At 30.8% G+C, this 24937-nt stretch carries 16 protein-coding genes, 2 tRNA genes, 3 rRNA genes and 1 pseudogene; 19 read left to right on the top strand and 3 right to left on the bottom strand.

Features of this window, described 5'->3' with window-relative positions:
* Positions 1-171 precede the first annotated feature (171 nt).
* The 8 genes from thrS (at position 172) to J4863_RS00435 (ending at position 9600) form a co-directional block, all read left to right on the top strand.
* Positions 172-2082 (top strand): threonine--tRNA ligase, encoded by a 1911-nt coding sequence (gene thrS, locus J4863_RS00400; protein WP_211618493.1) that lies wholly within the window; start codon positions 172-174, stop codon positions 2080-2082.
* Between the two features lie 126 nt (positions 2083-2208).
* Positions 2209-2940, top strand: a complete 732-nt coding sequence (locus J4863_RS00405; RefSeq protein ID WP_211618494.1) for a Bax inhibitor-1/YccA family protein — start codon at positions 2209-2211, stop codon at positions 2938-2940.
* 132 nt (positions 2941-3072) lie between these two features.
* Complete coding sequence (locus J4863_RS00410) at positions 3073-3459, top strand: nucleoside triphosphate pyrophosphohydrolase family protein (RefSeq protein WP_211618495.1); 387 nt, start codon at positions 3073-3075, stop codon at positions 3457-3459.
* 469 nt (positions 3460-3928) lie between these two features.
* Positions 3929-5440: ribosomal RNA gene (locus J4863_RS00415) — 16S ribosomal RNA — on the top strand.
* A gap of 120 nt (positions 5441-5560) precedes the next feature.
* Positions 5561-8471 (top strand): 23S ribosomal RNA (locus tag J4863_RS00420).
* Positions 8472-8520: 49 nt separating this feature from the next.
* A 5S ribosomal RNA gene (rrf, locus tag J4863_RS00425) occupies positions 8521-8633 on the top strand.
* Together the 16S, 23S and 5S rRNA genes with 1 tRNA gene alongside form the textbook arrangement of a ribosomal RNA operon.
* 31 nt (positions 8634-8664) lie before the next feature.
* Positions 8665-8741 (top strand) — tRNA-Asn (locus J4863_RS00430).
* 220 nt (positions 8742-8961) lie between these two features.
* Positions 8962-9600: an RNA-guided endonuclease TnpB family protein gene (locus J4863_RS00435; protein ID WP_211618496.1), complete on the top strand. Its 639-nt coding sequence runs from the start codon at positions 8962-8964 to the stop codon at positions 9598-9600.
* Between the two features lie 335 nt (positions 9601-9935).
* Here the strand turns inward: J4863_RS00435 and pth are convergent, their stop codons facing one another.
* Positions 9936-10505, bottom strand: a complete 570-nt coding sequence (gene pth / locus J4863_RS00440) for an aminoacyl-tRNA hydrolase (protein ID WP_211618497.1) — start codon at positions 10503-10505, stop codon at positions 9936-9938.
* 576 nt (positions 10506-11081) lie between these two features.
* Here pth and J4863_RS09385 point away from each other — a divergent pair.
* Positions 11082-11477: pseudogene (locus tag J4863_RS09385) on the top strand (ISLre2 family transposase); the annotation flags it as partial.
* A 183-nt stretch (positions 11478-11660) separates the two neighbouring features.
* Here the strand turns inward: J4863_RS09385 and J4863_RS00445 are convergent.
* Positions 11661-11735, bottom strand: a tRNA-Gln gene (locus J4863_RS00445).
* 629 nt (positions 11736-12364) lie between these two features.
* Between J4863_RS00445 and J4863_RS00450 the strand changes: the two genes are divergently transcribed.
* Positions 12365-13381, top strand: a complete 1017-nt coding sequence (locus J4863_RS00450) for a glycosyltransferase family 9 protein (protein WP_211618498.1) — start codon at positions 12365-12367, stop codon at positions 13379-13381.
* 79 nt (positions 13382-13460) lie between these two features.
* Here J4863_RS00450 and J4863_RS00455 read toward each other — a convergent pair whose 3' ends face one another.
* The gene (locus tag J4863_RS00455; protein WP_211618499.1) at positions 13461-14705 is read right to left on the bottom strand and encodes an O-antigen ligase; all 1245 of its coding nucleotides are present in this window, start codon (positions 14703-14705) and stop codon (positions 13461-13463) included.
* Positions 14706-14840: 135 nt separating this feature from the next.
* Between J4863_RS00455 and J4863_RS00460 the strand changes: the two genes are divergently transcribed.
* The 9 genes from J4863_RS00460 (at position 14841) to J4863_RS00500 (ending at position 24925) form a co-directional block, all read left to right on the top strand.
* Positions 14841-15848 carry a glycosyltransferase gene (locus J4863_RS00460; RefSeq protein WP_211618500.1) on the top strand — a complete coding sequence of 336 codons (1008 nt, stop codon included), beginning with the start codon at positions 14841-14843 and terminating at the stop codon, positions 15846-15848.
* 22 nt (positions 15849-15870) lie between these two features.
* Positions 15871-16917 carry a glycosyltransferase family 9 protein gene (locus tag J4863_RS00465; RefSeq protein WP_211618501.1) on the top strand — a complete coding sequence of 349 codons (1047 nt, stop codon included), beginning with the start codon at positions 15871-15873 and terminating at the stop codon, positions 16915-16917.
* A gap of 47 nt (positions 16918-16964) precedes the next feature.
* The gene (locus tag J4863_RS00470) at positions 16965-18512 is read left to right on the top strand and encodes a glycosyltransferase (RefSeq protein WP_211618502.1); all 1548 of its coding nucleotides are present in this window, start codon (positions 16965-16967) and stop codon (positions 18510-18512) included.
* Complete coding sequence (locus J4863_RS00475) at positions 18505-19242, top strand: glycosyltransferase (protein ID WP_211618503.1); 738 nt, start codon at positions 18505-18507, stop codon at positions 19240-19242. The genes J4863_RS00470 and J4863_RS00475 overlap by 8 nt, the downstream gene beginning before the upstream one ends.
* Positions 19243-19302: 60 nt before the next feature.
* Positions 19303-20370, top strand: a complete 1068-nt coding sequence (locus J4863_RS00480; protein ID WP_211618504.1) for a polysaccharide deacetylase family protein — start codon at positions 19303-19305, stop codon at positions 20368-20370.
* A 17-nt stretch (positions 20371-20387) separates the two neighbouring features.
* Positions 20388-21368: a glycosyltransferase family 52 gene (locus J4863_RS00485; RefSeq protein ID WP_211618505.1), complete on the top strand. Its 981-nt coding sequence runs from the start codon at positions 20388-20390 to the stop codon at positions 21366-21368.
* Between the two features lie 67 nt (positions 21369-21435).
* The gene (locus tag J4863_RS00490) at positions 21436-23181 is read left to right on the top strand and encodes an ABC transporter ATP-binding protein (RefSeq protein ID WP_211618506.1); all 1746 of its coding nucleotides are present in this window, start codon (positions 21436-21438) and stop codon (positions 23179-23181) included.
* Between the two features lie 78 nt (positions 23182-23259).
* The gene (locus tag J4863_RS00495) at positions 23260-23880 is read left to right on the top strand and encodes a hypothetical protein (RefSeq protein ID WP_211618507.1); all 621 of its coding nucleotides are present in this window, start codon (positions 23260-23262) and stop codon (positions 23878-23880) included.
* Positions 23881-23899: 19 nt separating this feature from the next.
* Positions 23900-24925, top strand: a complete 1026-nt coding sequence (locus J4863_RS00500; protein WP_211618508.1) for an RnfABCDGE type electron transport complex subunit D — start codon at positions 23900-23902, stop codon at positions 24923-24925.
* Positions 24926-24937: the final 12 nt, after the last annotated feature.

The following is a 24937-nucleotide window of genomic DNA, read 5'->3' on the forward strand; positions in this document are numbered from 1 at the left end:
TTTTGCTAAAATGTGCTTAATAAGTATTTTTTATTAAAATTTTGAAGCAAAAGTAAGAAATTGAGAACGGAAAAAATAAAAAGGTTTGAAGAATTTTCCCACATGTGATATACTGAAAACACAAAAAATAAATTGTAAATCAAACTAAATTTTAGAAAGAAGGAGAAAAAAATGATAGAAATGATATTACCTGACGGTAGCAAAAGACAACTAGAAAAACCAATGACAGTAGTGGAATTTGCTAAAACCATAGGTTCTAGCTTAGGAAAAGCAACTGTAGGAGCTATAATTGACGGAACGCAAGTAGATCCTTCATATTTGATAGAAAAATCAGGAAATATAGAATTGATAACAGCAACAAGTGAAAAAGGAATAGAAATCATAAGACACAGTGCAGCACACATTATGGCACAAGCTGTTCAAAGATTATTCCCAAATACAAAAGTTACAATAGGTCCAGTAATCGAAAATGGATTCTTTTATGATTTTGACCCAGAAAAACCATTTACTGAAGAAGATTTAGTAAAAATCGAAGACGAAATGAAAAAAATTGTAAAAGAAAATTATCCTTTTGAAAGAAGCGAAATGAGTGCTGAAGAAGCTAAAAAATTCTTCGCAGAAAAAGGAGAAACTTACAAAGTTGAAATAATTGATGACTTAGGAGAAGATACTGTTAGCATTTATAAACAAGGAGAATTTGTAGATTTATGTAGAGGAACTCACATTCCTTCAACAGGATATTTAAAAGCATTTAAATTAATGTCAACAGCAGGAGCATACTGGAGAGGAAATTCTGATAACAAAATGTTGCAAAGAATTTACGGAGTAGCTTTTGCGAGTAAAAAAGAATTAGATGATTACTTAACAATGATGGAAGAAGCAGAAAGAAGAGATCACAGAAAACTAGGAAAACAACTTAACTTATTTTTCTTAGATGAACATGGACCAGGGTTCCCATTCTTTATGCCAAAAGGTGTTGAATTATTTAATAAACTTCAAGAAATGTGGAGAGTTGAACATAAAAAAAGAGGTTACCAAGAAATTAAAACACCAATTATGCTAGATAGAGAATTATGGGAAATTTCAGGACACTGGTTTAATTATAGAGAAAATATGTATACATCAATAATTGATGAAAAAGTATACGCTATTAAGCCAATGAATTGCCCAGGTTCAATAATTGCCTACAAAAACAACTTACATTCATACAAAGATTTACCATTAAAATATGGAGAAATGGGATTGGTTCATAGACATGAATTTAGTGGAGCTTTGCATGGACTTATGAGAGTTAGAGCATTTACACAAGATGATGCGCACGTTTTCTGTACTAAAGAACAAATTGAAGAACAAATTATTGAAATTATTGATTTATACGATAAATTTTATACTTTATTCGGATTTGAATATCACATTGAATTATCGACAAAACCAGATAAAGCAATTGGTTCAGACGAAATTTGGGAAATGGCAGAAACTAATTTAAAATCAGCTTTGGAACACAAAGGAATTGATTACAAATTAAATCCTGGAGATGGAGCATTCTACGGTCCAAAAATCGATTTCAAAATGAAAGACTCAATCGGAAGAATTTGGCAATGTGGAACAATCCAATTAGATTTCAATTTGCCACAAAGATTTGAAATGAGCTACATTGGTGCGGATGGAGAAAAACATGAACCAGTAATGATTCACCGTGCAATGTACGGAAGTTTAGAAAGATTCCTTGGAATTTTAATTGAACATTACGCAGGAGCTTTCCCAATTTGGCTAGCCCCAGTTCAAGCAAGAATTTTAACAATTTCTGATGAACAAGTTCCATTTGCAAAAGAAGTATTCAAAAAGTTACAAGAAGCAGGAATCAGAGTAGAAATTGACACAAGAGTAGAAAAAATTGGATACAAAATCAGAGAAGCAAACGGAGACCAAAAAATACCAGTACAATTAATTATTGGTAAAAATGAAGTAGCTAACAACGAAGTAAACGTAAGAAGGTTCGGTTCTCAAGACAGTCAAAATGTATCTGTTGATGAAATTGTTAATATTTTAATCGAAGAATCAAAAGTTCCATTTGCAAAATAGTTTGTAAAAAGAATTTTTCTATAAATAAAAAAAGGAAAAATAGAGAAAGTTATAAAAGAAGTATTCTAAAATATACTTAAGGCCATTTAAAATAAAAAATGACCATATTGTCAAGAGGTGATAAAAATGGGAAATGTTAATTTAGAAGAAAACAATTACAGAACGTATATGAGTTATGAAGATTTACAAAGTTTAGTAACATCAAAAGTAAGAGGAAGTATACTTTGGATGGTTTTAGGACTAATCATTACAGGAGTTACTGGTTTTTTCTTTTTAAACGCAGTATCCAATGGAATTATTTCAAATGAAATATTCGGACCAATAATGATAGGGGCAATAATACTAGAACTTGTAACAGTAATAGCATTTACAGCACTAACTTATAAATCAAGTGCTGGAGCACTAAGAGCAATGTTTTTAATTTATTCAGTATTAAATGGAGTTACATTGTCAACATTAGGATTCGCTTACGGATTAGATTTAGTAGTTATCGCATTTGCAAGTACAGTAGTTTTATTTACAGTATTAGCAATTTACGGTTACTGCACAAAAGAAGACTTAACAAAATACACAAGTTTACTAACAGTAGGAATAATCTCATTAATCATAATGAGCTTAATAAATATATTCCTAAGAAGTGACGGATTAATGCTTATAACTTCAATAATAGGAGTTATAGTATTTATAATCTTCATAGCTGTTGATGTAAATAGAATAAAAAGCAACGTAATAGCTTATGCAATGCAAGAAGATGCTTCAATACTTGATAAAATTGAAATACACGGTGCATTACAACTATACTTAGATTTCGTTAACTTGTTTATTTACATTTTAAGACTTCTAGGAAGAAGAAGATAAATATTTAAAATTAAAGATAAACTCAAATAGGTTATTTTACTTAACCTGTCTGAGTTTATTATTTTATAAAAGTCATAGTAGCAAAAAAATTACAAAACATAATTAAAAAAATAAAAATCGAAAGGAAAAAGAATGAAAAGAAAAATTGAATGTGTAGAAGAATTTCACAGAATCTATAAATTAGGAAACTCAGAAAAACCAATCGGAAAATTAAAAGATGGATTAGAAAAATTAAGATTCAATTTAATGAAAGAAGAAAATGAAGAGTATTTAGAAGCAGCTCAAAATGGAGATATAGTAGAAGTTGCCGACGCATTAGGAGATATGCTTTACATCCTTTGTGGTACAATCATCGAACACGGGATGCAAAACGTTATAGATGATGTTTTTGAAGAAATTCACAGAAGTAACTTAAGCAAATTAGATGAAAATGGACAACCAATCTACAGAGAAGACGGAAAAGTAATAAAAGGACCGAATTACTTCCCTCCAAATTTAAAAAAATTCTTTGAAAAATAATTTTATATAGTAAAATTACTTTTAAAACTAAACTTAAAATCTAAGTTTATGTAATTTTATTAATTTATAGGTTAGAGTATAAAATGAGAATAGTAAGAATTGATTATTAATAAAAATTCTTATTTTCTCACTTCCCTTATTTTTTCATTTCTATAAAAAATATTATCTAAATACATCATATTAAAAAAATTATAATATAAATGCTCTTTAAACATAGTAAAAATCGTCATTATATCATTATTATTTTTATAAAAAATATAAAATTCAAAAAAAACTAAAAAAAAATAAAAAAAGTAGTTGACAATTTTTTTTGTTTTTGATATAATACCTCTTGTCGATACAAAAATGTATCATGTACAATAAACAAATAAATAGAAGAAGCATATACCATAAAAGATGTGATAAATAAGGACTTTTAATAATAAAAAAAGTTCCTGTCAATAAGACTTTAAAAGGTGAAAATAAATATTGAATGAAGAGTTTGATCCTGGCTCAGGATGAACGCTGACAGAATGCTTAACACATGCAAGTCAATGGGGAAACGGTGCTTGCACCGTGATAACCATGGCGGACGGGTGAGTAACGCGTAAAGAACTTGCCTCTTAGTCTGGGATAACAGATGGAAACGACTGATAAGACTAGATATTATTAAAGCTTCGCATGAAGCTTTAATGAAAAGAGATGCTAAGAGAGAGCTTTGCGTCCTATTAGTTAGTTGGTGAGGTAACGGCTCACCAAGACGAAGATAGGTAGCCGGTCTGAGAGGATGAACGGCCACAAGGGGACTGAGATACGGCCCTTACTCTTACGGGAGGCAGCAGTGGGGAATATTGGACAATGGAGGAGACTCTGATCCAGCAATTCTGTGTGCACGAAGACGGTTTTCGGATTGTAAAGTGCTTTCAGCAGGGAAGAAGAAAGTGACGGTACCTGCAGAAGAAGCGACGGCTAAATACGTGCCAGCAGCCGCGGTAATACGTATGTCGCAAGCGTTATCCGGAATTATTGGGCATAAAGGGCATCTAGGCGGATATACAAGTCAGGGGTGAAAACTTAGGGCTCAACTCAAAGCTTGCCTTTGAAACTGTATATCTAGAGTGCTGGAGAGGTGGACGGAACTACACGAGTAGAGGTGAAATTCGTAGATATGTGTAGGAATGCCGATGATGAAGATAGTCCACTGGACAGCAACTGACGCTGAAGTGCGAAAGCTAGGGGAGCAAACAGGATTAGATACCCTGGTAGTCCTAGCTGTAAACGATGATTACTGGGTGTGGGCATGAAGAGTGTCTGTGCCGAAGCTAATGCGATAAGTAATCCGCCTGGGGAGTACGACCGCAAGGTTGAAACTCAAAGGAATTGACGGGGACCCGCACAAGCGGTGGAGCATGTGGTTTAATTCGACGCAACGCGAGGAACCTTACCAGATCTTGACATCCTACGTAGGCCTGTGAGAACAGGCTGTGCCTTCGGGAACGTAGAGACAGGTGGTGCATGGCTGTCGACAGCTCGTGTCGTGAGATGTTGGGTTAAGTCCCGCAACGAGCGCAACCCCTATAGTTAGTTACCATCATTAAGTTGGGGACTCTAACTAGACTGCCTGCGAAGAGCAGGAGGAAGGTGGGGATGACGTCAAGTCATCATGCCCCTTATGATCTGGGCTACACACGTGCTACAATGGTTGGTACAAAGAGGAGCAAAACGGTGACGTGGAGCAAAACTAAAAAGCCAATCTAAGTTCGGATTGAAGTCTGCAACTCGACTTCATGAAGTTGGAATCGCTAGTAATCGCAAATCAGCAATGTTGCGGTGAATACGTTCTCGGGTCTTGTACACACCGCCCGTCACACCACGAGAGTTGTTTGCACCTGAAGTTACTGGTTCAACCGTAAGGAGGAAGGTACCTAAGGTGTGGATAGTGATTGGGGTGAAGTCGTAACAAGGTATCCGTACCGGAAGGTGCGGATGGATCACCTCCTTTCTAAGGAGTATATAAATACTAAATCTGTTTGGATTATGTTTCTTCTAGCATAAGGACAATGGGAAATGAATAGTAGGTAAAAAGATTACAATGAAAACAGGAAAACTGTTAGAGTTAGAATAAAAAGCTATTAAGGGCACACGGAGGATGCCTAGGCAACAAAAGCCGATGAAGGACGTGATAAGCTGCGAAAAGCTTGGTGGAGGTGCACATAACCTTTGATACCAAGATCTCCGAATGGGAAAACCTATATGTGTAGATCACATATACGAAAGAGGTAAGTCCGTGAACTGAAACATCTAAGTAACGGGAGGAAAAGAAAGTAAAAACGATTCTCTAAGTAGCGGCGAGCGAACGGAGAATAGCCTAAACCATATACATGTAAGTTGGCGACGTTGTGTATATGGGGTAGAGGGACTTTAATAGACTAATAGCCATAAAGTCATTTTACTAGTAGAGTAAGTGGAACACAGCTGGGAAGCTGGACCAAAGAAGGTGATAGTCCTGTAGAACATAAAACTATTAGTAAAACTTAAAGCACCCGAGTAGCATCAAGCACGAGGAATTTGGTGTGAATCTGCGTGGACCATATCACGTAAGGCTAAATACTTTTGTTGACCGATAGAGAAGAGTACCGTGAGGGAAAGGTGAAAAGAACCCTGAGTAAGGGAGTGAAATAGAATTTGAAACCGTGTGCTTACAAACGGTAGGAGCTCGCAAGAGTGACTGCGTGGATTTTGGTTAATCATCCTGCGAGTTATGATATATGGCAAGGTTAAAAAGAATGGAGCCGAAGGGAAACCGAGTCTTAATAGGGCGATAAGTCATATGTCATAGACGCGAAACCTAGTGATCTAGGCCTGTCCAGGTTGAAGCTAAGGTAAGACTTAGTGGAGGACCGAACTCACCGCCGTTGAAAAGTTGGGAGATGAGATAGGTCTAGGGGTGAAAAGCCAATCGAACTAGGAGATAGCTCGTTCTCTCCGAAATGCATTTAGGTGCAGCCTTAATTTTAAGATATGTGGGGGTAGAGTACTGTATGATCTAGGGGGCGTATTGCTTACCGAAATCAAGCAAACTACGAATACCATATATTAATGATTAGGAGTGAGTCTATGGATGATAAGGTCCGTGGACAAAAGGGGAACAGCCCAGACCACCAGCTAAGGTCCCTAATTATGTCTAAGTGGGAAAGGAGGTGGATATTCACAGACAACCAGGAGGTTGGCTTAGAAGCAGCCATACCTTAAAAGAGTGCGTAATAGCTCACTGGTCGAGAGTATCTGCGCCGAAGATGTAACGGGGCTAAGACATAAACCGAAGCTGTGGAAGATGCTTTCGCATCTTGGTAGGAGAGCGTTCTGTAAGCCGATGAAGGCAGGCTGTAAGGCCTGCTGGAGGTATCAGAAGTGAGAATGCAGGAATGAGTAGCGAGAAGGCGGGTGAGAATCCCGCCGGCCGGAAGTCCAAGGTTTCCAGGGGAAGGTTTGTCCGCCCTGGGGAAGTCGGGACCTAAGCCGAGGCTAAGTAGCGCAGGCGAATGGAAAATAGGTTAATATTCCTATACCACTTAATTAACGTTATTACTGATGGAGTGACGCAGGAAGGTATGTGAGAAGGCTGACGGTTTAGCCTTTCTAAGGAAATAGCGTGAGCATATAGGCAAATCCGTATGCTTAAACGTGAGAACTGATGGGTAAGCACCTCTTGGTGTAAGTCACAAATCCTACACTGCCAAGAAAAACTTCTAAGGAGGAAATTAAGTGCCCGTACTGTAAACCGACACAGGTGGACAGAGTGAGAAACTTAAGGCCGACAGGCTAACTCTAGCTAAGGAACTCTGCAAAATAGCCCCGTAACTTCGGGAGAAGGGGTGCCTATATTACTTGAGAAGAGAAACACTTCAAGGGGAAATAGGTCGCAGTGAAGAGTCTCAAGCAACTGTTTACCAAAAACACAGGTCTATGCTAAGCTGAAAGGCGACGTATATGGGCTGACACCTGCCCAGTGCCGGAAGGTTAAGAGGAGGATTGAGAGATCCGAATTGAAGCCCCGGTGAACGGCGGCCGTAACTATAACGGTCCTAAGGTAGCGAAATTCCTTGTCGGGTAAGTTCCGACCTGCACGAATGGTGAAATGATTTGAGAGCTGTCTTGGCTGGAGGCCTGGTGAAGTTGTAATGTCGGTGAAGATACCGACTACCTGCAGTAGGACGGAAAGACCCCGTGGAGCTTTACTGTAGCTTGGCATTGGGTTTTGGCAATGTGTGTATAGGATAGTTGGGAGACTGTGAAGTAATGGCGTCAGTTGTTACAGAGTCGCTGTTGGAATACCAACCATATGTTGTTGAAATTCTAATCTGGTATCGGAGACAGTGCTAGGTGGGCAGTTTGACTGGGGCGGTCGCCTCCAAAAGAGTAACGGAGGCGTTCAAAGGTTCCCTCAGGTTGGATGGAAATCAACCTAAGAGTGCAAACGCATAAGGGAGCTTGACTGCGAGACTGACGGGTCGAGCAGGTACGAAAGTAGGAGTTAGTGATCCGGTGGTTCCGTATGGAAGGGCCATCGCTCAACGGATAAAAGCTACCCCGGGGATAACAGGCTGATACTTCCCAAGAGTCCATATCGACGGAAGTGTTTGGCACCTCGATGTCGGCTCGTCTCATCCTGGGGCTGGAGAAGGTCCCAAGGGTTGGGCTGTTCGCCCATTAAAGAGGCACGCGAGCTGGGTTCAGAACGTCGTGAGACAGTTCGGTCCCTATCCACTGCAGGCGCTAGAATATTGAAAAGATCTGTCCTTAGTACGAGAGGACCGGGATGGACAAACCTCTGATGTATCAGTTGTCACGCCAGTGGCATGGCTGAGTAGTCACGTTTGGAAGGGATAATCGCTGAAAGCATCTAAGTGAGAAGCCCACTTTGAGATGAGTGTTCTTTTAGTATCCATCGAGAACAGGTGGTGATAGGCTGGAGGTGTAAGTATAGAGATATATTTAGCTGACCAGTACTAATAATACGAAAGCTTTTAATATTCTTTTTACCATACTATTTATTTCTCATTGTCTTTATTAAGTTTTAAGTTTGGTGACAATAGCGACAGGGATACACCTGGTTACATTTCGAACCCAGTAGTTAAGTCTGTTTACGCCGAAGATACTTAGAGTTATCTAGGGAAAATAGGAAATTGCCAAACTTTTTAATATATATTCTTATTAAAAAAGAGTGTCTCCGTAGCTCAGCTGGTTAGAGCATCTGACTGTTAATCAGAGGGTCGTTGGTTCGAGTCCAACCGGGGACGCCATTTTTTTTATTATATTTTTCTTTAATTTTTAACAAAAGATAGCAAGAAGTCTCCGACTTCTATAAGTGGAAGATGAATTGCTTTTTTTGTAAAAAAATTGAAAAAAATATATACTTATGATACAATTTTTGTATAAAATATAGAAGAGAAATCATTAATGATAAAATTTCTAAAAAAAATAATTAAAAATAATATTCAAAATCAAAAGGAGGTGTAATTTATGAAATATAATTTAGCATTCAAATACAGAATTTATCCAAATAAGGAACAGAAATTATTGATAAACAAGACTTTTGGATGTGTTCGTTTTGTTTACAATACGATTTTGTATACTGCGAATAAATTTTATGAAGAAACTGGAAAAAATAAAATAATTACACCTGCTAGTTTGAAAAGTGAAAATCAATTTTTGAAAGAAGTAGACAGTTTGGCACTTTCAAATGCTCAATTGAAAGCGAAAATATCAAAATTACATGAATATATTAAAAATTGTCGAAGAGATTTTTTACATAAATTATCGAAAAAATTGTCTGAAACATATAATGCTGTGGTTGTTGAGGATTTGAATATGAAAGGGATGAGCCAGGCATTAAATTTTGGAAAAAGTATAGGAGATAATGGATGGGGAATGTTTTTGAGGATGCTTGAGTATAAACTGATGTTTTTAGGGAAACAATTTTTGAAGATAGATAAGTGGTTTCCGTCGTCGAAAACTTGTAGTAAATGTGGAAATGTTAAAGAGGAACTGAAATTATCAGAAAGAAGCTATAAATGTGAGTGCTGTGGAATTGAGATTGATAGAGATTATAATGCGGCACTGAATATAAAAAACATTGGAAAAGAGATTTTGAAATATTAGGAAATAAAAAGACAGGGTAGGAACTACCCGAAGAGCTTGGTAAATATATTTGGCTAGCAAAAGCAGGTACTTCCCAAGAAGCTCCCGCTTCTAAAAGCGGGAGTAGTTCACTCTTGGTATAAAGATAATAATAGATATTTTAAAATAAGAAAGAAATAGGTATTATGTTGTTAGAGCGATTAAATTTTTAAATAGTATTGAATAAAAATTTTATGAGTAAGAGAGTGTCTAATTTAATTTTGAGAGTGTAAAAATTTTTATGCAAATGTATATATAAGTCCACTGATATAATGTTCTCTAGGTTATTTACACAAAAAGTTTACACTCTCATTTTATTATTTTTTTGAATTGTATTTATTCATTAGTTTTTCTACTGAAGTATTTGTTTTGATATCTTCTATTAAGTTGAAGATTTTTTTTCTGCTTTCTTTTAAAATTTCTTTTTCTTCAGGAGTAAATTTTCCAAGAACATGTTTTATTGTTTCTTCTTTCAATTCTGGCTTTCCAATTCCATATTTAATTCGAATAAAATCTTTTCCAATGTGACTAATAATGGATTTGATACCGTTATGTCCTCCAGCACTACCTTCTTTTTTTATTTTTAATTTACCAAATTTCATGTCCATATCATCATAAATTACAAAAAGTTCGGTTTTTGGATCAATTTTAAAAAATTTTACTGCTTCAGCTATTGCTTCACCGCTTAAATTCATATATGTCAGAGGTTTTTGATAAAATATTTTTTCATTTTGAAAATTTGTTTGAATAAATTCAGATTTAAATTTTTCTCTAATATCATTGATGTTATTCTCTTTTAAATATTCATCAATAAAAATAAATCCAATATTGTGTCTTGTCAATTTATACTGCTCTCCAGGATTTCCTAATCCAACAATTAATTTCATATGTCCTTCCATTCTATGCTAAGTGCATTTTTATAATTTTTTATTAAATGTAAAATTTTATGTATTACGATAATAAATACAATAAAAATTTTTATTATCTTTGAAAAAGTTAAAGTATAATTTTAAAATTTTTATTATTCTATTGAGAATAAAAAATATTATTATCATATTTAAAATACATTTTAATTTATAAGTTTTATTATATCATAAAAAGGATGTTTCGACAATTTTAAAATTATAGTATTATATATTCTAATAATATAGGGATAATTTCAAAAGCTATATTTATTGATATTTAGTATACAAATACATCTTAAATATTAAAAAGTTGATTGAGATTTTGTAATTTCTCCACAATCTTTTTAAGATTACATCTCTTTAAATATAATAAAACTCAATATTTACTGTTTTATAGCATCCCATGTTAATTGGAATATATCAATTATAGTAGGACAGAGTAAAAAATATAGGAGCAAATAAATTTAATCAAATTTTTAATTAACAAAAATGAGGAAACCAGTTACAATATAATCTCCAAATCCTATTGAAAGGTGGTTTTCTTTATGATTAGAGAAGATCAGATTTTTCTTTACTTGTAAAAACTTTTTAAAAAATATTTTTTCTTTCAAACTTTCTTTTGAGCAACAATTTACTATTTATCATAAAGGCTTTTGAAATATTGTTTAGGGTTTATGTCAAAAAAAGTTGACGATAGATTTTTTTATTCCACTGAAAGAAAGAATAAATTTAAAAGTAAAGGGTTTGTCAAAAGAACTGTTAACTGCTTTTGGGTAGTGAACGTCGAAAATATGTAGATAAGAAATAGGAAAATAATGAACTTAAACGCTACAAATGGTTTTCTGACGAGATGATTTTTACTATACTTTTTCAATAATCAGCATACTGTGGCTTTATTTTTTGCAAAGACTTACGGTGTTTTAAAGGTTACCATAAAATCTTGTCAATTCTTTTGTAAGGTGACAAAATTTATGAGATAGTATATAGATATTTTGTTTTAGTAAAATTATTTTTATTTGTAAGACATTCATATAGTTTAATTCTTCTATAATAAATGAAAAAATTTCTATATAAAATAAAAAAATGCTATATCTAATACTTTAATAGTATTAATTTAGCATAGTTAATAAAAAAATATGGCTGGGCTGAATGGATTCGAACCATTGCATGCTGGAGTCAAAGTCCAGTGCCTTACCGCTTGGCGACAGCCCAACAAATCTTCTTCAAGACAAGAAGTATTATACACTATTTATATTATTTTGTCAACAACTTTTTTAAAATTTTGTAATTTTTTTGTTGTGAGATAATACATATGTAACAAGAGTATATAAAAAAAGAAAGATTTTTATACATTGTAAGTCTACCAAACCACATTAAGGAGAAACCTTTCATATGAATAGTGTATTAGAAATATACCATGTTTGTTAACGGACAGTTGAGAATGGACAGAGTAAAAAAATATAGGGGCAGCTGTCAAATGCATAATAAATATTTCGGATTATCTTTTTTAAATCATTCTACTTCGGGGTACTTTCTTTAGAACTTCACTCATCAGATATTCTTCTTTCCTTGAATACAAAATATTTGCTCCTGTTCAAATGAAAGTTTGAAGGCAAAATATTGGGAAAATATTAAAAAAAGTCTTTAATCTGATATTTTTATGAGGATCGCTTTTTAATAGGATTGATTGAATATTATAACTGGTTCCTCTTTTTTTAATTAAAAATTTGATTAAATCTATTTGCCTTATGTTTTTTATTTTGTCGTTGTCAAAATAAAAGTTTAAAAAATGTTGTAATTTATGGTATAATTCACAAAAGAAAACGAGAAAAAGGTGAGATATGAAAATATTAATTATACATACAGCGTTTATTGGAGATATTGTGTTATCAACGCCGTTGATTCAAAGATTGAAAGATATGTATCCAGATTCAGTTATAGATTATTTGACTTTGCCAGCGAACAAAAGCATTATTGACAATAATCCAAATTTGAATGAGATTATGTTATATGATAAAAAGGGTAAAGATAAGGGAATTAGAGGTTTTTTTAGGATTTTGAAGATTTTGAAAGAGAAAAAATATGATTATGCGGTGATACCTCATAGATTTATAAGGTCTATTGCACTTGCGAAGTTAGCTGGGATACCTAAAATTGTTGGGTTTGATGTGGCTAGTGGAGCGTGGATGTTGGATAAAAAGGTGCATTATGATATGAAAAAGCATGAGGTTGAGAGATTGTTGGATTTGGTTGATTACGAGGGAGAGAGAATTCCAATTAGAATTTATCCGACTGATGAGAATAAAATGAAGATTAGAAATATTTTAGAAAAAAGTGGCTATGAAGAAGCAACAAAGAAGATAATTGTTGTTGCACCTGGGAGTCAAAGACCTGAGAAGATGTGGCCGATTGAGAAATATAGAGAAGTGATACAGAGGTTGTCTGAGGATTCTAAAAATGTGATAGTTATTACAGGTAGTAAGGTTGAAAAGGGATTACCTTTAAAATTTTCTAAGAGAAATGTGATTGATTTAAGAGGAGAAATAAATTTGTTGGAATTTTCGGCACTTTTGTCGTATACAGATGTAGTTGTGGGGAATGATAGTTCTCCGATTCATATTGCTAGTGGATTTGAGAAACCATTTGTGATTGGAATTTTTGGACCAGGGAAACGTTCGTTAGGATTTTTTCCTTGGAAAGAGAAGAGTAATGTTATTGAGGATAATGAATTTTATGATAATAATATTGTGAAAATACCTGAACATCAGTATGCGTATAGGAAGGATTATTATAGGGGGATACCTGGAATTAGTGTTGAGAGGGTGTATGGAGAGATTGTGAAGAGATTAGAAAAATAAAAGGAGTTGTTTCATAAAATAAATAAATTTACAAAAATGGATTGTATATTTTTTGATTTATGAGACATCTCCTTTTGTTTTAATTTTTTGAAAATTGTTTTTTATAAATATAGTTAATTATGAATAATATAATTGTAAAAACGAAAACCATTATTTTTTTATTTAAGTTAATTTCTGTTAAATTTTGAATTAAATAGGCAATAAAAGAAGATTTTATTGCAACTTCAAGAGCAATAAAACGAGTATCATTAAAATTATTTTTCAAATAATTTATTTTTAAAAGTCTTGAAGGAATAACAATAAATAAAAAATAAATTAAAGAAAATATTCCAATTCCATAGTATGCCAAATAATGAAGATACATATTATGAGTATTTACAATTCCAGTTTCAGTTACTTTAAATTCATAATTGTTGGCAATATATTCAAGGGTACCGTTATTTTTAAAATGATTCAAATTAAAATTAACTCTATCTTTTGTCGTCATTCCAAATAATGGACTTTTTTTGAAAGAAGCAATAGCACTTTCCCAAAATAAAACACGTAAACGACTAGAAGGATCTTTGTCAAATTTTATAATGTATTGTAATCTTTCAGAAATAGCTTTTGGAAGGAAAAAATAACCGACAAAACAAACAGATATAAATGATAAAATATATTTTTTATTTTTTTCCCATAAAATATATATAACACTAGGGAATAAACAGATGTAAACCATTTTAGATCTATTTACTAATAAAATAAAAATAGCTAGTATTGCTGAAATTAAAAAGGTTATTTTTATTTTTTTATTTTCATTTTTATAAAAGAGTAAAAATGAAATCATAAATAAAAAAAAGATACACATTATGTTTGCAAAATCTTGTGTTGGCAATACAAATTGTATTCTTGGATAATAAAATCCTTTTGGATTAGCCCATTCTTTAAAAATTGTAATGAAAAATATAAGAGCACCTGTTAGGGAGATTATTGCACTTCCAAATAAAAATTTTAAAAAAAGAAAAAATTTTTTTTCGCTATTAATAAAATATACTAGTGGAAAAAACATTAATAAATATAAATAAATATAATTATCTGAACGAGACATGATTCCGCCACTAAAGATTGAAATAATAAAAGGTGTTGCTATAAAAATTAGAAGACCAATAGATATTTTTTTATCCAAGTGAGAGCTTAGATTAGCTCTGTTATTTTTATTTATTATTTGTAAAATAAAAAAAAGTAAAATTATATAACTGAGTGTTTGAACTCCTTTATAAGACAAAAATAGTAAAATTGGAAATAAAAATACAAAAAATTGTATTATAGAATTTAATTTTTTCATAATTTTTTCCTTTCTATGATTAGATTAGTTAAATTTTACCATAAAATAGAAAAAATATAAATAAATTAATGTGATTTATGATATAATATGTGAAGAAAAAATTATAAATAGAATGTTAAAGGGAAAGGTATAAAAATGGGAAATAAAGAAGTAAAACTTAGTGTAGTAATTCCTGTATATAACGTAGAGAAATATATAGAAAAATGTTTGGGATCATTATGTGGTTTAGAAATAGCAAATGAAATAATAGTGATCAATGACGGAAGTTCAGATAATTCGTTGGAAATTATAAAAAAATTTAAAAATGAGCATGAAAATGAAAATATAATAATAATAAATCAAGAGAATAAGGGAATTTCCAAAACAAGAAATGTTGGATTGAGAGAATCAAAAGGAGAATTTATATTTTTTTTAGATAGTGATGATTGGGTAGAAACAGAATCATTTAAAAAAATGTTGAAAGAAAATATAGAAAAGGATACAGATATTGATATAATTGTTGGAAAAGAAACTAGATATGATGAAAATAGTGGTGAAACATGGGTTGGTGCAGATGCAAGAACGCCTAAAGAATTAATAGGTAAAATATTAACTGGTAGAGAATATTTTAAAAAAGGTATTGAGCATAAATTTTTAAGTGTAAGAGTTGGAATTTATTTATATAAAAAAGAATTTTTAGAAAAAAATAATATAGAATTTATAGAGGAAATAGGAACTCATGAAGACGAATTGTTTCTAATTAATATTTTAAGTAAAGCACAAAAAATAAAAATAGTTGATGATATATTTGGGGTATATTTAGCAAGAGAAGGAAGTACTTTAACAACTTCATATGATAAGCAAACTGAAGATGTTTTTGAAAATTGTAAGTACTTAGTTCAAAAATATAAAACAGAAAAAGATGAACTAATAAAAGCATTGGTATTTTATAGAACAAAAAGATTTTATAAAAATGCAATGAAAAGGGCAATTGAATGTGATCGAATAGATTTATTTTATAAAATACATAAAGAATTTAAAAAAGATTTTAGAGAAACATTGAAGTATACACATGCTAAAAATTTTGAAAATATTAATTTTTATTTATTATATTTTTTAGGAAAATATTTTTTTATAAAAGAATTAATAAAAAAGAAAAAATAATAAAAGATGGGAAGATAGAAGAATGAATTGGAAATTTTATAAACCTTTGAGAAATAAATTAAAGGATAATAGAGATTTTTTTATAAATAAGTTGTTGGATGAAAAGAGAAAAAAAATAAATATAAATTATAAAAATATAAAAAGAATACTATTTATGAGAATAGATGGGAAAATAGGAGATTATATAATTAGTTCTTTTATATTTAAAGAGTTGAAGAAAAATAATCCGAATATTATTATTGATATAGTTAGCGATACTTCAATAAAAAAACTTTTAGAAACGAATAAAAATATAGATAATGTTTATGTGTATAAGAGAAAAAATACTTTTCAAATGTTGAAAATGATAAAAAAATTGAAAAAAAATAAATATGATGTTTTAGTTGATTTAACAGAGCATATGAAATATAAAGAATTTTGGTTTGTGAAAAGCATGAAAGCTGAAGTGAATATAGGGTACGATAAGGAAGATTTCAATATTTTTAACATAAAAATAGAAAAAAATAATAATAAAATGATAGAAAATTATAAAGAGATATTGAAAAAATTAGGAATTACAGATTTTAATTCTAAATATGAAGTACCAATTTCATTGGAATATGAAAAGGAAATAGAAAAATATTTTGAAGACAAAAAGTTGGGAAATAATGTAATTGCAATTAATTTTTTTGGATATTCAAAAGGAAGGAAAATTAATAAAGAAAATATATTAAAAATATTAGAATTATTAAGAAAAAAGGAATATAAAACTATAATTTTAGATTCTCCAAGAGATAGAAAAATATTGGAAGAGATAATGTCAGAAATACAAGATAAGAATATTTTCTATAAAAAAACAGAAAGTATAATGGAAGCAATTTCAATAATAAAAAGATGCGATTTAATAATTTCTCCAGATACTTCGATAGTTCATATAGCAGAAGGATTGGATAAAAAAATAATAGCATTTTATGATGAAGAAAAAGTTGAAAAATGGGGAATAAATAGAACTAAAAATAATATTTTAATTGAATATAATGAAGATATAAATGAATTAGATTATGAAAAAGAGTTGGGAAAATATTTGTAAAATTGATTATTTTAGTAAAAATATGAGAAAAACTGAAAGGATTTAAAATGAAACTATCAGTTGGTTTAATAACGTTTAATGAAGAAAATAGAATAGGGAAAACTATTGATGCTATAAGGGATATAGTGGATGAAATTATAATTGTGGACAGTGAGAGCAAAGATAGGACGGTAGAAATAGCTGAGTTTAAAGGAGCGAAAGTTTTTGTTGAGAAATGGAAAGGGTATGGTCCTCAGAAGAATTCTGTTTTGGAGAAATGTCAGGGAGAATGGGTATTGTTATTAGATGCAGATGAAGTTGTATCGCCTGAATTGAAAGAAAAAATAAAAAGTATTATAAATGATGAAAAACCTTCAAGTGATGTTTATAAAATAAAACTTAGAAATATTGCGTTTGGGAAGGAGATTAAGTTTGGTGGATGGGATGATTATGTAATTAGGCTTTGGAAGAATGGAAAGGTTAAAATAAGTAATCGTGAGGTTCATGAACAATATCAAACTGAGAGTAAAATTGAAAAAATTAATGAGAAAATAATTCATTATACTTATGACAGTATTGAGGAATTTTTAGAGAAATTGAATAGATATACTTCGCAGAGTGCGACTGAATATATTAAGCATAAAAAAAGTGCAAGTTTTTTGAAAATTTATTCAAAAATGTTGTTTCGATTTGTAAAAATGTACATTTTTCAATTTGGTGTTCTGGATGGATACGAGGGGTATTTGTTGGCTAAGTATAGTTCAATTTATACGATGACAAAATATACAAAATTGAGAGAAGCGTATTACAATACTTTGGGGAAAGATACTTCACTTATAATAACTACTTATAATTGGCCTGAAGCGTTGAAGGCTTGTTTGAACAGTGTTTTAGAGCAGACGGTAAAGCCACGAGAGGTAATAATTGCGGATGATGGTTCTAGGAAAGAAACGATTGATTTAGTGAAGGATTTTCAGCAAAGTTATCCGTGGTTGAATATTATTCATTCTTGGCAAGAAGATGATGGATTCAGGCTTTCGATGTCAAGAAATAAGGCGATAAATTGTGCGAGTGGAAAATATTTAATAATAATTGATGGAGATTTGATACTTGAGAAGCATTTTATTCAAGATCATATTGAGAATATGGAAAAAGGATATTTTGTGCAAGGTTCTCGTGTGATTGTGGATGAAAAAAATTCGAAAAATCTTTTGAAAAATCGAATGCCGAATTTTATTTTTAGATTATTTGAAAAAGGATTTAAGAATAAAGCGAATATGATAAGATGTGGAATTTTGTCGAAAATGTTTATAAAAAGGGATAAGAAATTGAGTGGAATTCGTGGTTGTAATATGGCATTTTTTAAAGAAGATTTACAAAAGGTGAATGGATTTGAAGAAAAAATACAAGGTTGGGGTCGAGAAGATAGTGAAATTGCGGTTAGACTCTACAATAATGGGATTAGTAAGAAAAGATTGAAATTTAAGGCTTTGGTTTATCATATTTATCATAAAGAAAATGATAGAAGCAAGTTAAAAGAGAATGATGAATTTTTAGCGAATGTTATAAAAGCTGGTAAAATGAGAGCAGAGAAAGGGTTAAGTCAATATGAATGATGAAGTTAGTTTGATCATAACAAGTTGTGGTCGGTTTGATTTGCTAGAAGAAACTTTGGATAGTTTTTTTAAGTATAACACTTATCCGATTAAGAAAATTATAATTACAGAAGATAGCACGGAAGGGAATAAATTAAAAAAATTGGTTTCTAAATATGAGAATCAGAATTTTCAGCTGATTGTAAATGAAACTCGTTTGGGTCAGTTAAAATCGATTGATAAGGCTTATAAGGAAGTTGATACTGAATATGTATTTCATTGTGAAGATGATTGGGAATTTTTTCGAGAGGGATTTATTGAGAAATCGATTGAGTTGCTAAAGGAAGATGAGAAAATCTTGATTGTTGGTGGAAGAGCGAAGGAAGATTACGCAGAAGGTTTCTTTTTTGATGAGAGTGAAGATTATATTTCAAAATCTGGTGAGAGATTTTATAAAGTGAAAGGTGAGATTTTCACATATAATCCAGGTTTGAGACGAAAAAAAGATATGGATTTATTTGGTTTGCATGAGAAATTGGAAAATCAGAGATATGAGGAAGTTTTATCAGATTTTTACAAGGAAAAAGGGTTTAAAACGATATTTTTTAAGGAGCCGTTTGTTAGACATATTGGGAATAAAAGGCATGTGCATTTTAGTAATAAACGAAAAAATACGATTTTAAATTTTAAAATTGATAGATTGATAAAAAAAATAAGAGCGAAATGGCTGAAATTTAGAGGAAAAATTTAGGATTTCTAAAATAATTGGGTGAATTTAAAAAATTAAAAATAAAAAAGGAAGGAGAGAGGAATGTTAGTTTTTTTGTTGCGGCAAGTGTTGATATTGCTAGTATTATTGGTACTGGGATATATTGTTTATAATAAAAGTAGAAAAAAATTTTTTACTTGTTTGATGTATCACAGTGTTTACAAGGTAGGAATTCCAGGAATTATTTCAACGGAAGAATTTGAAGAGCAAATGAAAGTGATTAAAGATAAGAAAACTTTTAAAATGGAAGAATTGAAAGGATTAGGATATAAATTACCTGAAAATTCAGTTTTGGTTACGTTTGATGACGGATATAAGAATAATTATGTTGAGGCGTTTCCAATTTTAAAAAAATATGGCATTAAGGCGACAATTTTTTTGAATACAAAATATATTGGGAAGAATGATTTTTACTTGAATTGGGATCAGGTTAGAGAGATGTATGATAGTGGATTAGTTGATTTTCAGATGCATACACATTCTCATGCTATGACACTTAAACATTTGAAAGTAACTGGGTTTTATGATGAGGAAAGTTCTCCATATTTTAGAAGAGAAAGTTACAGTATGTTTTTTGATGATTTTTATGAGGAAAATGTTAGTGGTAAAAAAATGGATGGATTGCCGATTTGCAAGTCAGTGAGTCAGATTTCAATTCCTGGACATAAACCTAAAAAAGATTTTGTTGAGAAGTACAGAAAGATAGAAAAAAGTGAAGAATTTCAAAAAAAATCTTTGAAAGAGAGAAAGAAGTTTTTGACAAAATTATTTAAGGAAAAACAGGATGAATTTTTTTATAAGGTTAGTGAAGAGGAATTTAAGAAAACTGTAGAATTTGAAATATTGGAAAATAAAAGAATAATTCAAGAAAAATTGAATAAAACGCCAGATTGTTTGGCTTATCCGTGGGGACACAGATACAAAGGGAATCGAGAGGATTTGAGAAAGTTGGGTGTTGATATTTTTATAACGACAAGAAAAGGTGCAAATTCTCTGAAAATAAATAAAAATTGGGTTTATAGATTGAGTGCTGATGATTACAGTATAGAAGATTTCAAAAAAGAATTAAATAATGGAACGACTGCAATTTATCGGAAAATTTTTAAATAAAAAATGAAAGGTCAGAAATGGAAGAACATGATATAATCTTAGTTGATAGCGGATATACTTTGTTATTGTATATGCTTTTAACAAAAGAATTACACAAAAATAAAACTTATATCTTTTCTGATAAAACATTATTGAATTATTTTGAGAAAAGTAATTTTAAACTAGATACAGTTTATATTGATAAAGAAGAGTACAATAAGATTTTGTCAATAAAATTAAGAATGCTAAAAGGGATAAAAAAAATTCTTTTTAGAAAAAAATTAAGAAAAATTTTGTTATCAGAAATTGAAAAGAGAACTAAAAATAAAAAAATACGATATATTGGGAATGATCATATATTAACGACGAGAGTTATTTGGGATAAGATAGATGAGTTTACCATGATAGAAGACGGAATAGCAAGTTATTATGATCAAAAACTTTACAGAAAATCGAGAAGGAATAAGTTTAAGTCGAAGAAAAATTTAAAATTAGGTCTATCTCCAAAGGTAAAAAAAGTGATATTTAGTGGGATAAAAGAAATTCCACAAGAGTTGATAAAGAAAGCAGAAATTTTAGATTTTAAAAAAATTTATGAAGAAAAAGATGATGTAGATAAAAAAGAAATTTTAGATTTTTTCACGTTGAATACAGAAGATATAGAAAAAATAAAAACTAAAAGAGTAATTTTTTTGACACAACCTTTTTCTCAAGATGGAATTTTGACTTTAGAGGAAGAAATTTCGATTTATGAAGAAATTTTTAAAAATTATAAAAGAGAAGAAATAATGATAAAAACACATCCAAGAGATAGAAAAGATTACAGCAAATATTTTCCTGATATATTAGTATTTGATAAAATAGTTCCTTTTGAATTATTTGATTTTGTAGGAGTTCAGTTTGATGTATTGGCAACAGTGGCTTCAACGGCTTCGTTAACTGTTAAAAATGTGAAAAAAGTAGATTTTTATGGTTCACAAATAAATAAAAAATTAGAGAAAAAATTAGGGAAGTTATAGGAAAATAAATTTATGAAGTTTATTGGTTAAAATTAAAAATATAAAAAGGAGAAAAAGTTTAAATAAAATGAGAAGTAAAAATTTAATTTCAATAAAAAAATTAAAAAAATATATAAAAAAATATTATATTTTAATAATTTTAAATATGATTTTAGCAATGGTCTCATCTGCTTCTTCGGTAGCTCCAATTGCTTTGTTGAAGCGACTTATAGATCAAGGAATTATTGGGAAAAATGAGAAAGATATACTTTATGCAGCAGGTGGAATGATACTTTTATCTGTAGTTGGTGCATTTATAATGTATTGGAATACGCTTCTTTCGGGAAAAGTTTCATCATCAATTTATAAAAATATAATAGATGATTTGTATTTAAAATTACAGTCATTGGATATAGAATATTTTTCTAAAACAAAAGTTGGAGAAATGATGACGAAGGTTTTAAATGATCCAGCAAATGTAAATTCATTGATTTTGGATTTATTTGAGTTGATTAAATATGTTTTTACTGCGATATTATATTTGGGAGTTGCGTTGTATATAGATTGGAAATTAACTTTAGGAGTGTTAATTGTAGCACCAGTATTAATGGTAACGGTAAAAAAATATTCGAGAAAATTAAAAAGTTCTGGGAAAGAAAGACAAGAAGCAACAGGGATCTTGAATTCTAAATTGCAGGAAACGATTTCTGGGATTAGAGTAATAAAGGCATTTGCTACAGAGGGTGTTGAAATAAGAGATTTTAAAAGAAAAAGTTTGAATTTAAAAAAAGTTGTATTGAAAAGTGTTAGTTATAATGCAAAATCAATGGCAGTTTCAGAAGCATTGAATTATATAATGGTTGCGATATTATTATTGTTTGGAGGATATCGAATTATTAGAGGACATAATTTTACAACAGGTGATTTCTTAACGGTTGTGGGAGCTATAGCTTCTGTGTATACGCCAGTAAGAAGAAGTACAACAATTTATAATACAATAAATTCAAATATAGCTTCAATTGATAGAGTATATGAGATTTTAGAAATAAATCCTCAGATTATCAATAAAGAAAATTGTATAAAATTTAGAGAATTTAATGATGAAATAGCATTTAATGATGTGGAATTTTCTTATCAGGATAATAAAGAGAAAATATTGAAGGGAATTAACCTTAGAATAAAAAAAGGAGAAACGGTTGCTTTAGTTGGAAATTCTGGTGGAGGAAAGTCTACGATAGTGAACTTGATTCCAAGATTTTTTGACGTTACAGGTGGTAATATTACGATTGATGGTACTGATTTGAAGGATTTTGAAATAAAAAGTTTGAGAAAAAGTATTGGAATTGTGCCACAGGAAACATTTTTATTTAGTGGAACGATTTTTAGTAATATTAAATACGGAAGACAGAATGCGACTGATGAAGAAGTTATTCAAGCCGCAAAATTAGCGAATGCACACGAATTTATTCAAAAATTGGATGACGGATACGATACAGAAATTGGAGAAAGAGGAGTCAAACTTTCTGGTGGTCAAAAACAAAGAATTGCAATAGCGAGAGCAATTTTGGAAAATCCACAAATTTTAATTTTAGATGAAGCAACTTCGGCACTTGATAATGAGTCAGAAAAGTTAGTTCAAGATGCTTTGGAAAAATTAATGGAAGGGAAAACAACATTTGTTATCGCTCATAGGTTGTCAACAATAGTAAATAGTGATAAAATAGTAGTTATACAGCAAGGGGAAATTAGAGAAGTTGGAAATCACGAAACTTTAATGGATAAGGAAAATGGAATTTATAGAGCATTGTATAGCAAAGCTGGAGTTAAGAGTTAAGAAAAAAAATTAAGATTTTATTTTCTAATTGAAAAACTGTATAAAATTAAAAAAATTGTAGAAAGGAAACGGTAAATTATGAAACATTTAAAAAATGTGTGTATCTTTTTGGTCTCATTATTATTACTGGCGGTTGGAAGTTTTAAGGCAAAAGATATAGGTAATCCAATGATTGCAAAGATTAGAGCAGAGAAGAAGGCAGCGAAAAAGGCTAAAGAATTGGCTGATAAAAAAGCAAAAGAAGAAGAAAAACAACGGCAAAAACAAAAAGAAGAAGATGCGAAAAAAGCAGCTCAATTAGCAGCACAACAACAAGCAGCAAAGGCTAAGCAACAACAGCAACAGCCTCCTCAACCACAAGCTCAACCTGCACAGCCACAACAACCAGTAGCACAACAGCCAACGCAACCACAACCAGCAACAGCACCTGTTGTAGCACCACAAAATCCAGTGGCAAAGGAAAAACCAAAAGAAGAGAAAAAACATACAACGAAAAAAAGAAGTATGGGAAATGTTGAGAAATTTTCTTTAGATAAACCAAAATCAGGAAGTACAAAAAAATCTTCTAAACATAGTTCACCAGAAAAATCGAAGACATCAACTAGTAGTTCACCAGAAAGTAACGGTAATAGTGGAAGTTCTTCTGAATCAAGTTCAGGTTCTTCTGGAACAAAATCTAGTGAAGGTACATCAGAATAGAAAGAGAGGATAAATTGAAATGAGATTAAATGAAAAAAGGGCTCTGAAAGAAAAAATTACAACAACTATGATAGATACTTTGATAGCGACTATTCCATTGATAGTAGTTGCATTTGTAGTTTATGGGATTTTTCCGATTTTAATTATTTTAACATCAACAGTGTTGGCAGTATTAACGGAATATATATTTGGAAAATTTATATTGAAAAAAGATATTGAAACTGATTTTTCAACAGCGGTTGTGGGAGTTTTAGTGGGACTTTCATTAGCACCATTTACACCAATTTATATCGCAGGATTAGCTTCAATTATTAGTGTATTATTTGGACAATTATGTTTTGGTTCGGTAGAAAAGAAAATTGTAAATCCTATAGTAATTGGTAAATTAGCGATTTTATTATTCTTTCCATCTGTATTGGCTACGGGATCAGCTGCTTGGTCAAATCCAGATATTGTAGCACCTGGTTTTGAGGGAGTTGGATCAATCTTATTGGCAAATACAGGAATGATAGGTGGATATTCAGTAATCGCAATAGTAGTTGGATCAATATATTTAATGCTTAGAGGAAGATTAAGTTGGGAAGTTCCGACAGGATTGTTTATATCTATTTTTGTAGGATATTTTGTTGCAGCATTTATGGGTATTGAAATTCCATTAGAATTAGGAGAAATTGTATTTTTAGGAGTTTTCATTTTAACAGATTTATATTCAAGTCCGAAATACTTATTTGGGAAATTATTCTATGGAATAATGATTGGAGCTTCAATGATATTATTCTGGAAACATGGAATACAACAAGAAGCACCATTATATGCAATTTTAATACTAAATATATTTATAAGACCAATAAATTCTGTATTAAAACCAAATGTTTACGGTGATGATAAATTAGGATTTGCTGAAATAACACAAGGATTAGGAATGGCGATAGCAGTAATCGTGCTAGTATTCGCATTCATTTTCTTACACCAATTTGGATTAATACTTTACTTATTTATAATTTATTTATTTTTCGGTATTTGGAAAATATCAACTTTAAAATAACTAAAAATATAT

The sequence above is a fragment of the Leptotrichia sp. oral taxon 221 genome, assembly GCF_018128245.1.
Classification (GTDB): domain Bacteria; phylum Fusobacteriota; class Fusobacteriia; order Fusobacteriales; family Leptotrichiaceae; genus JABCPH02.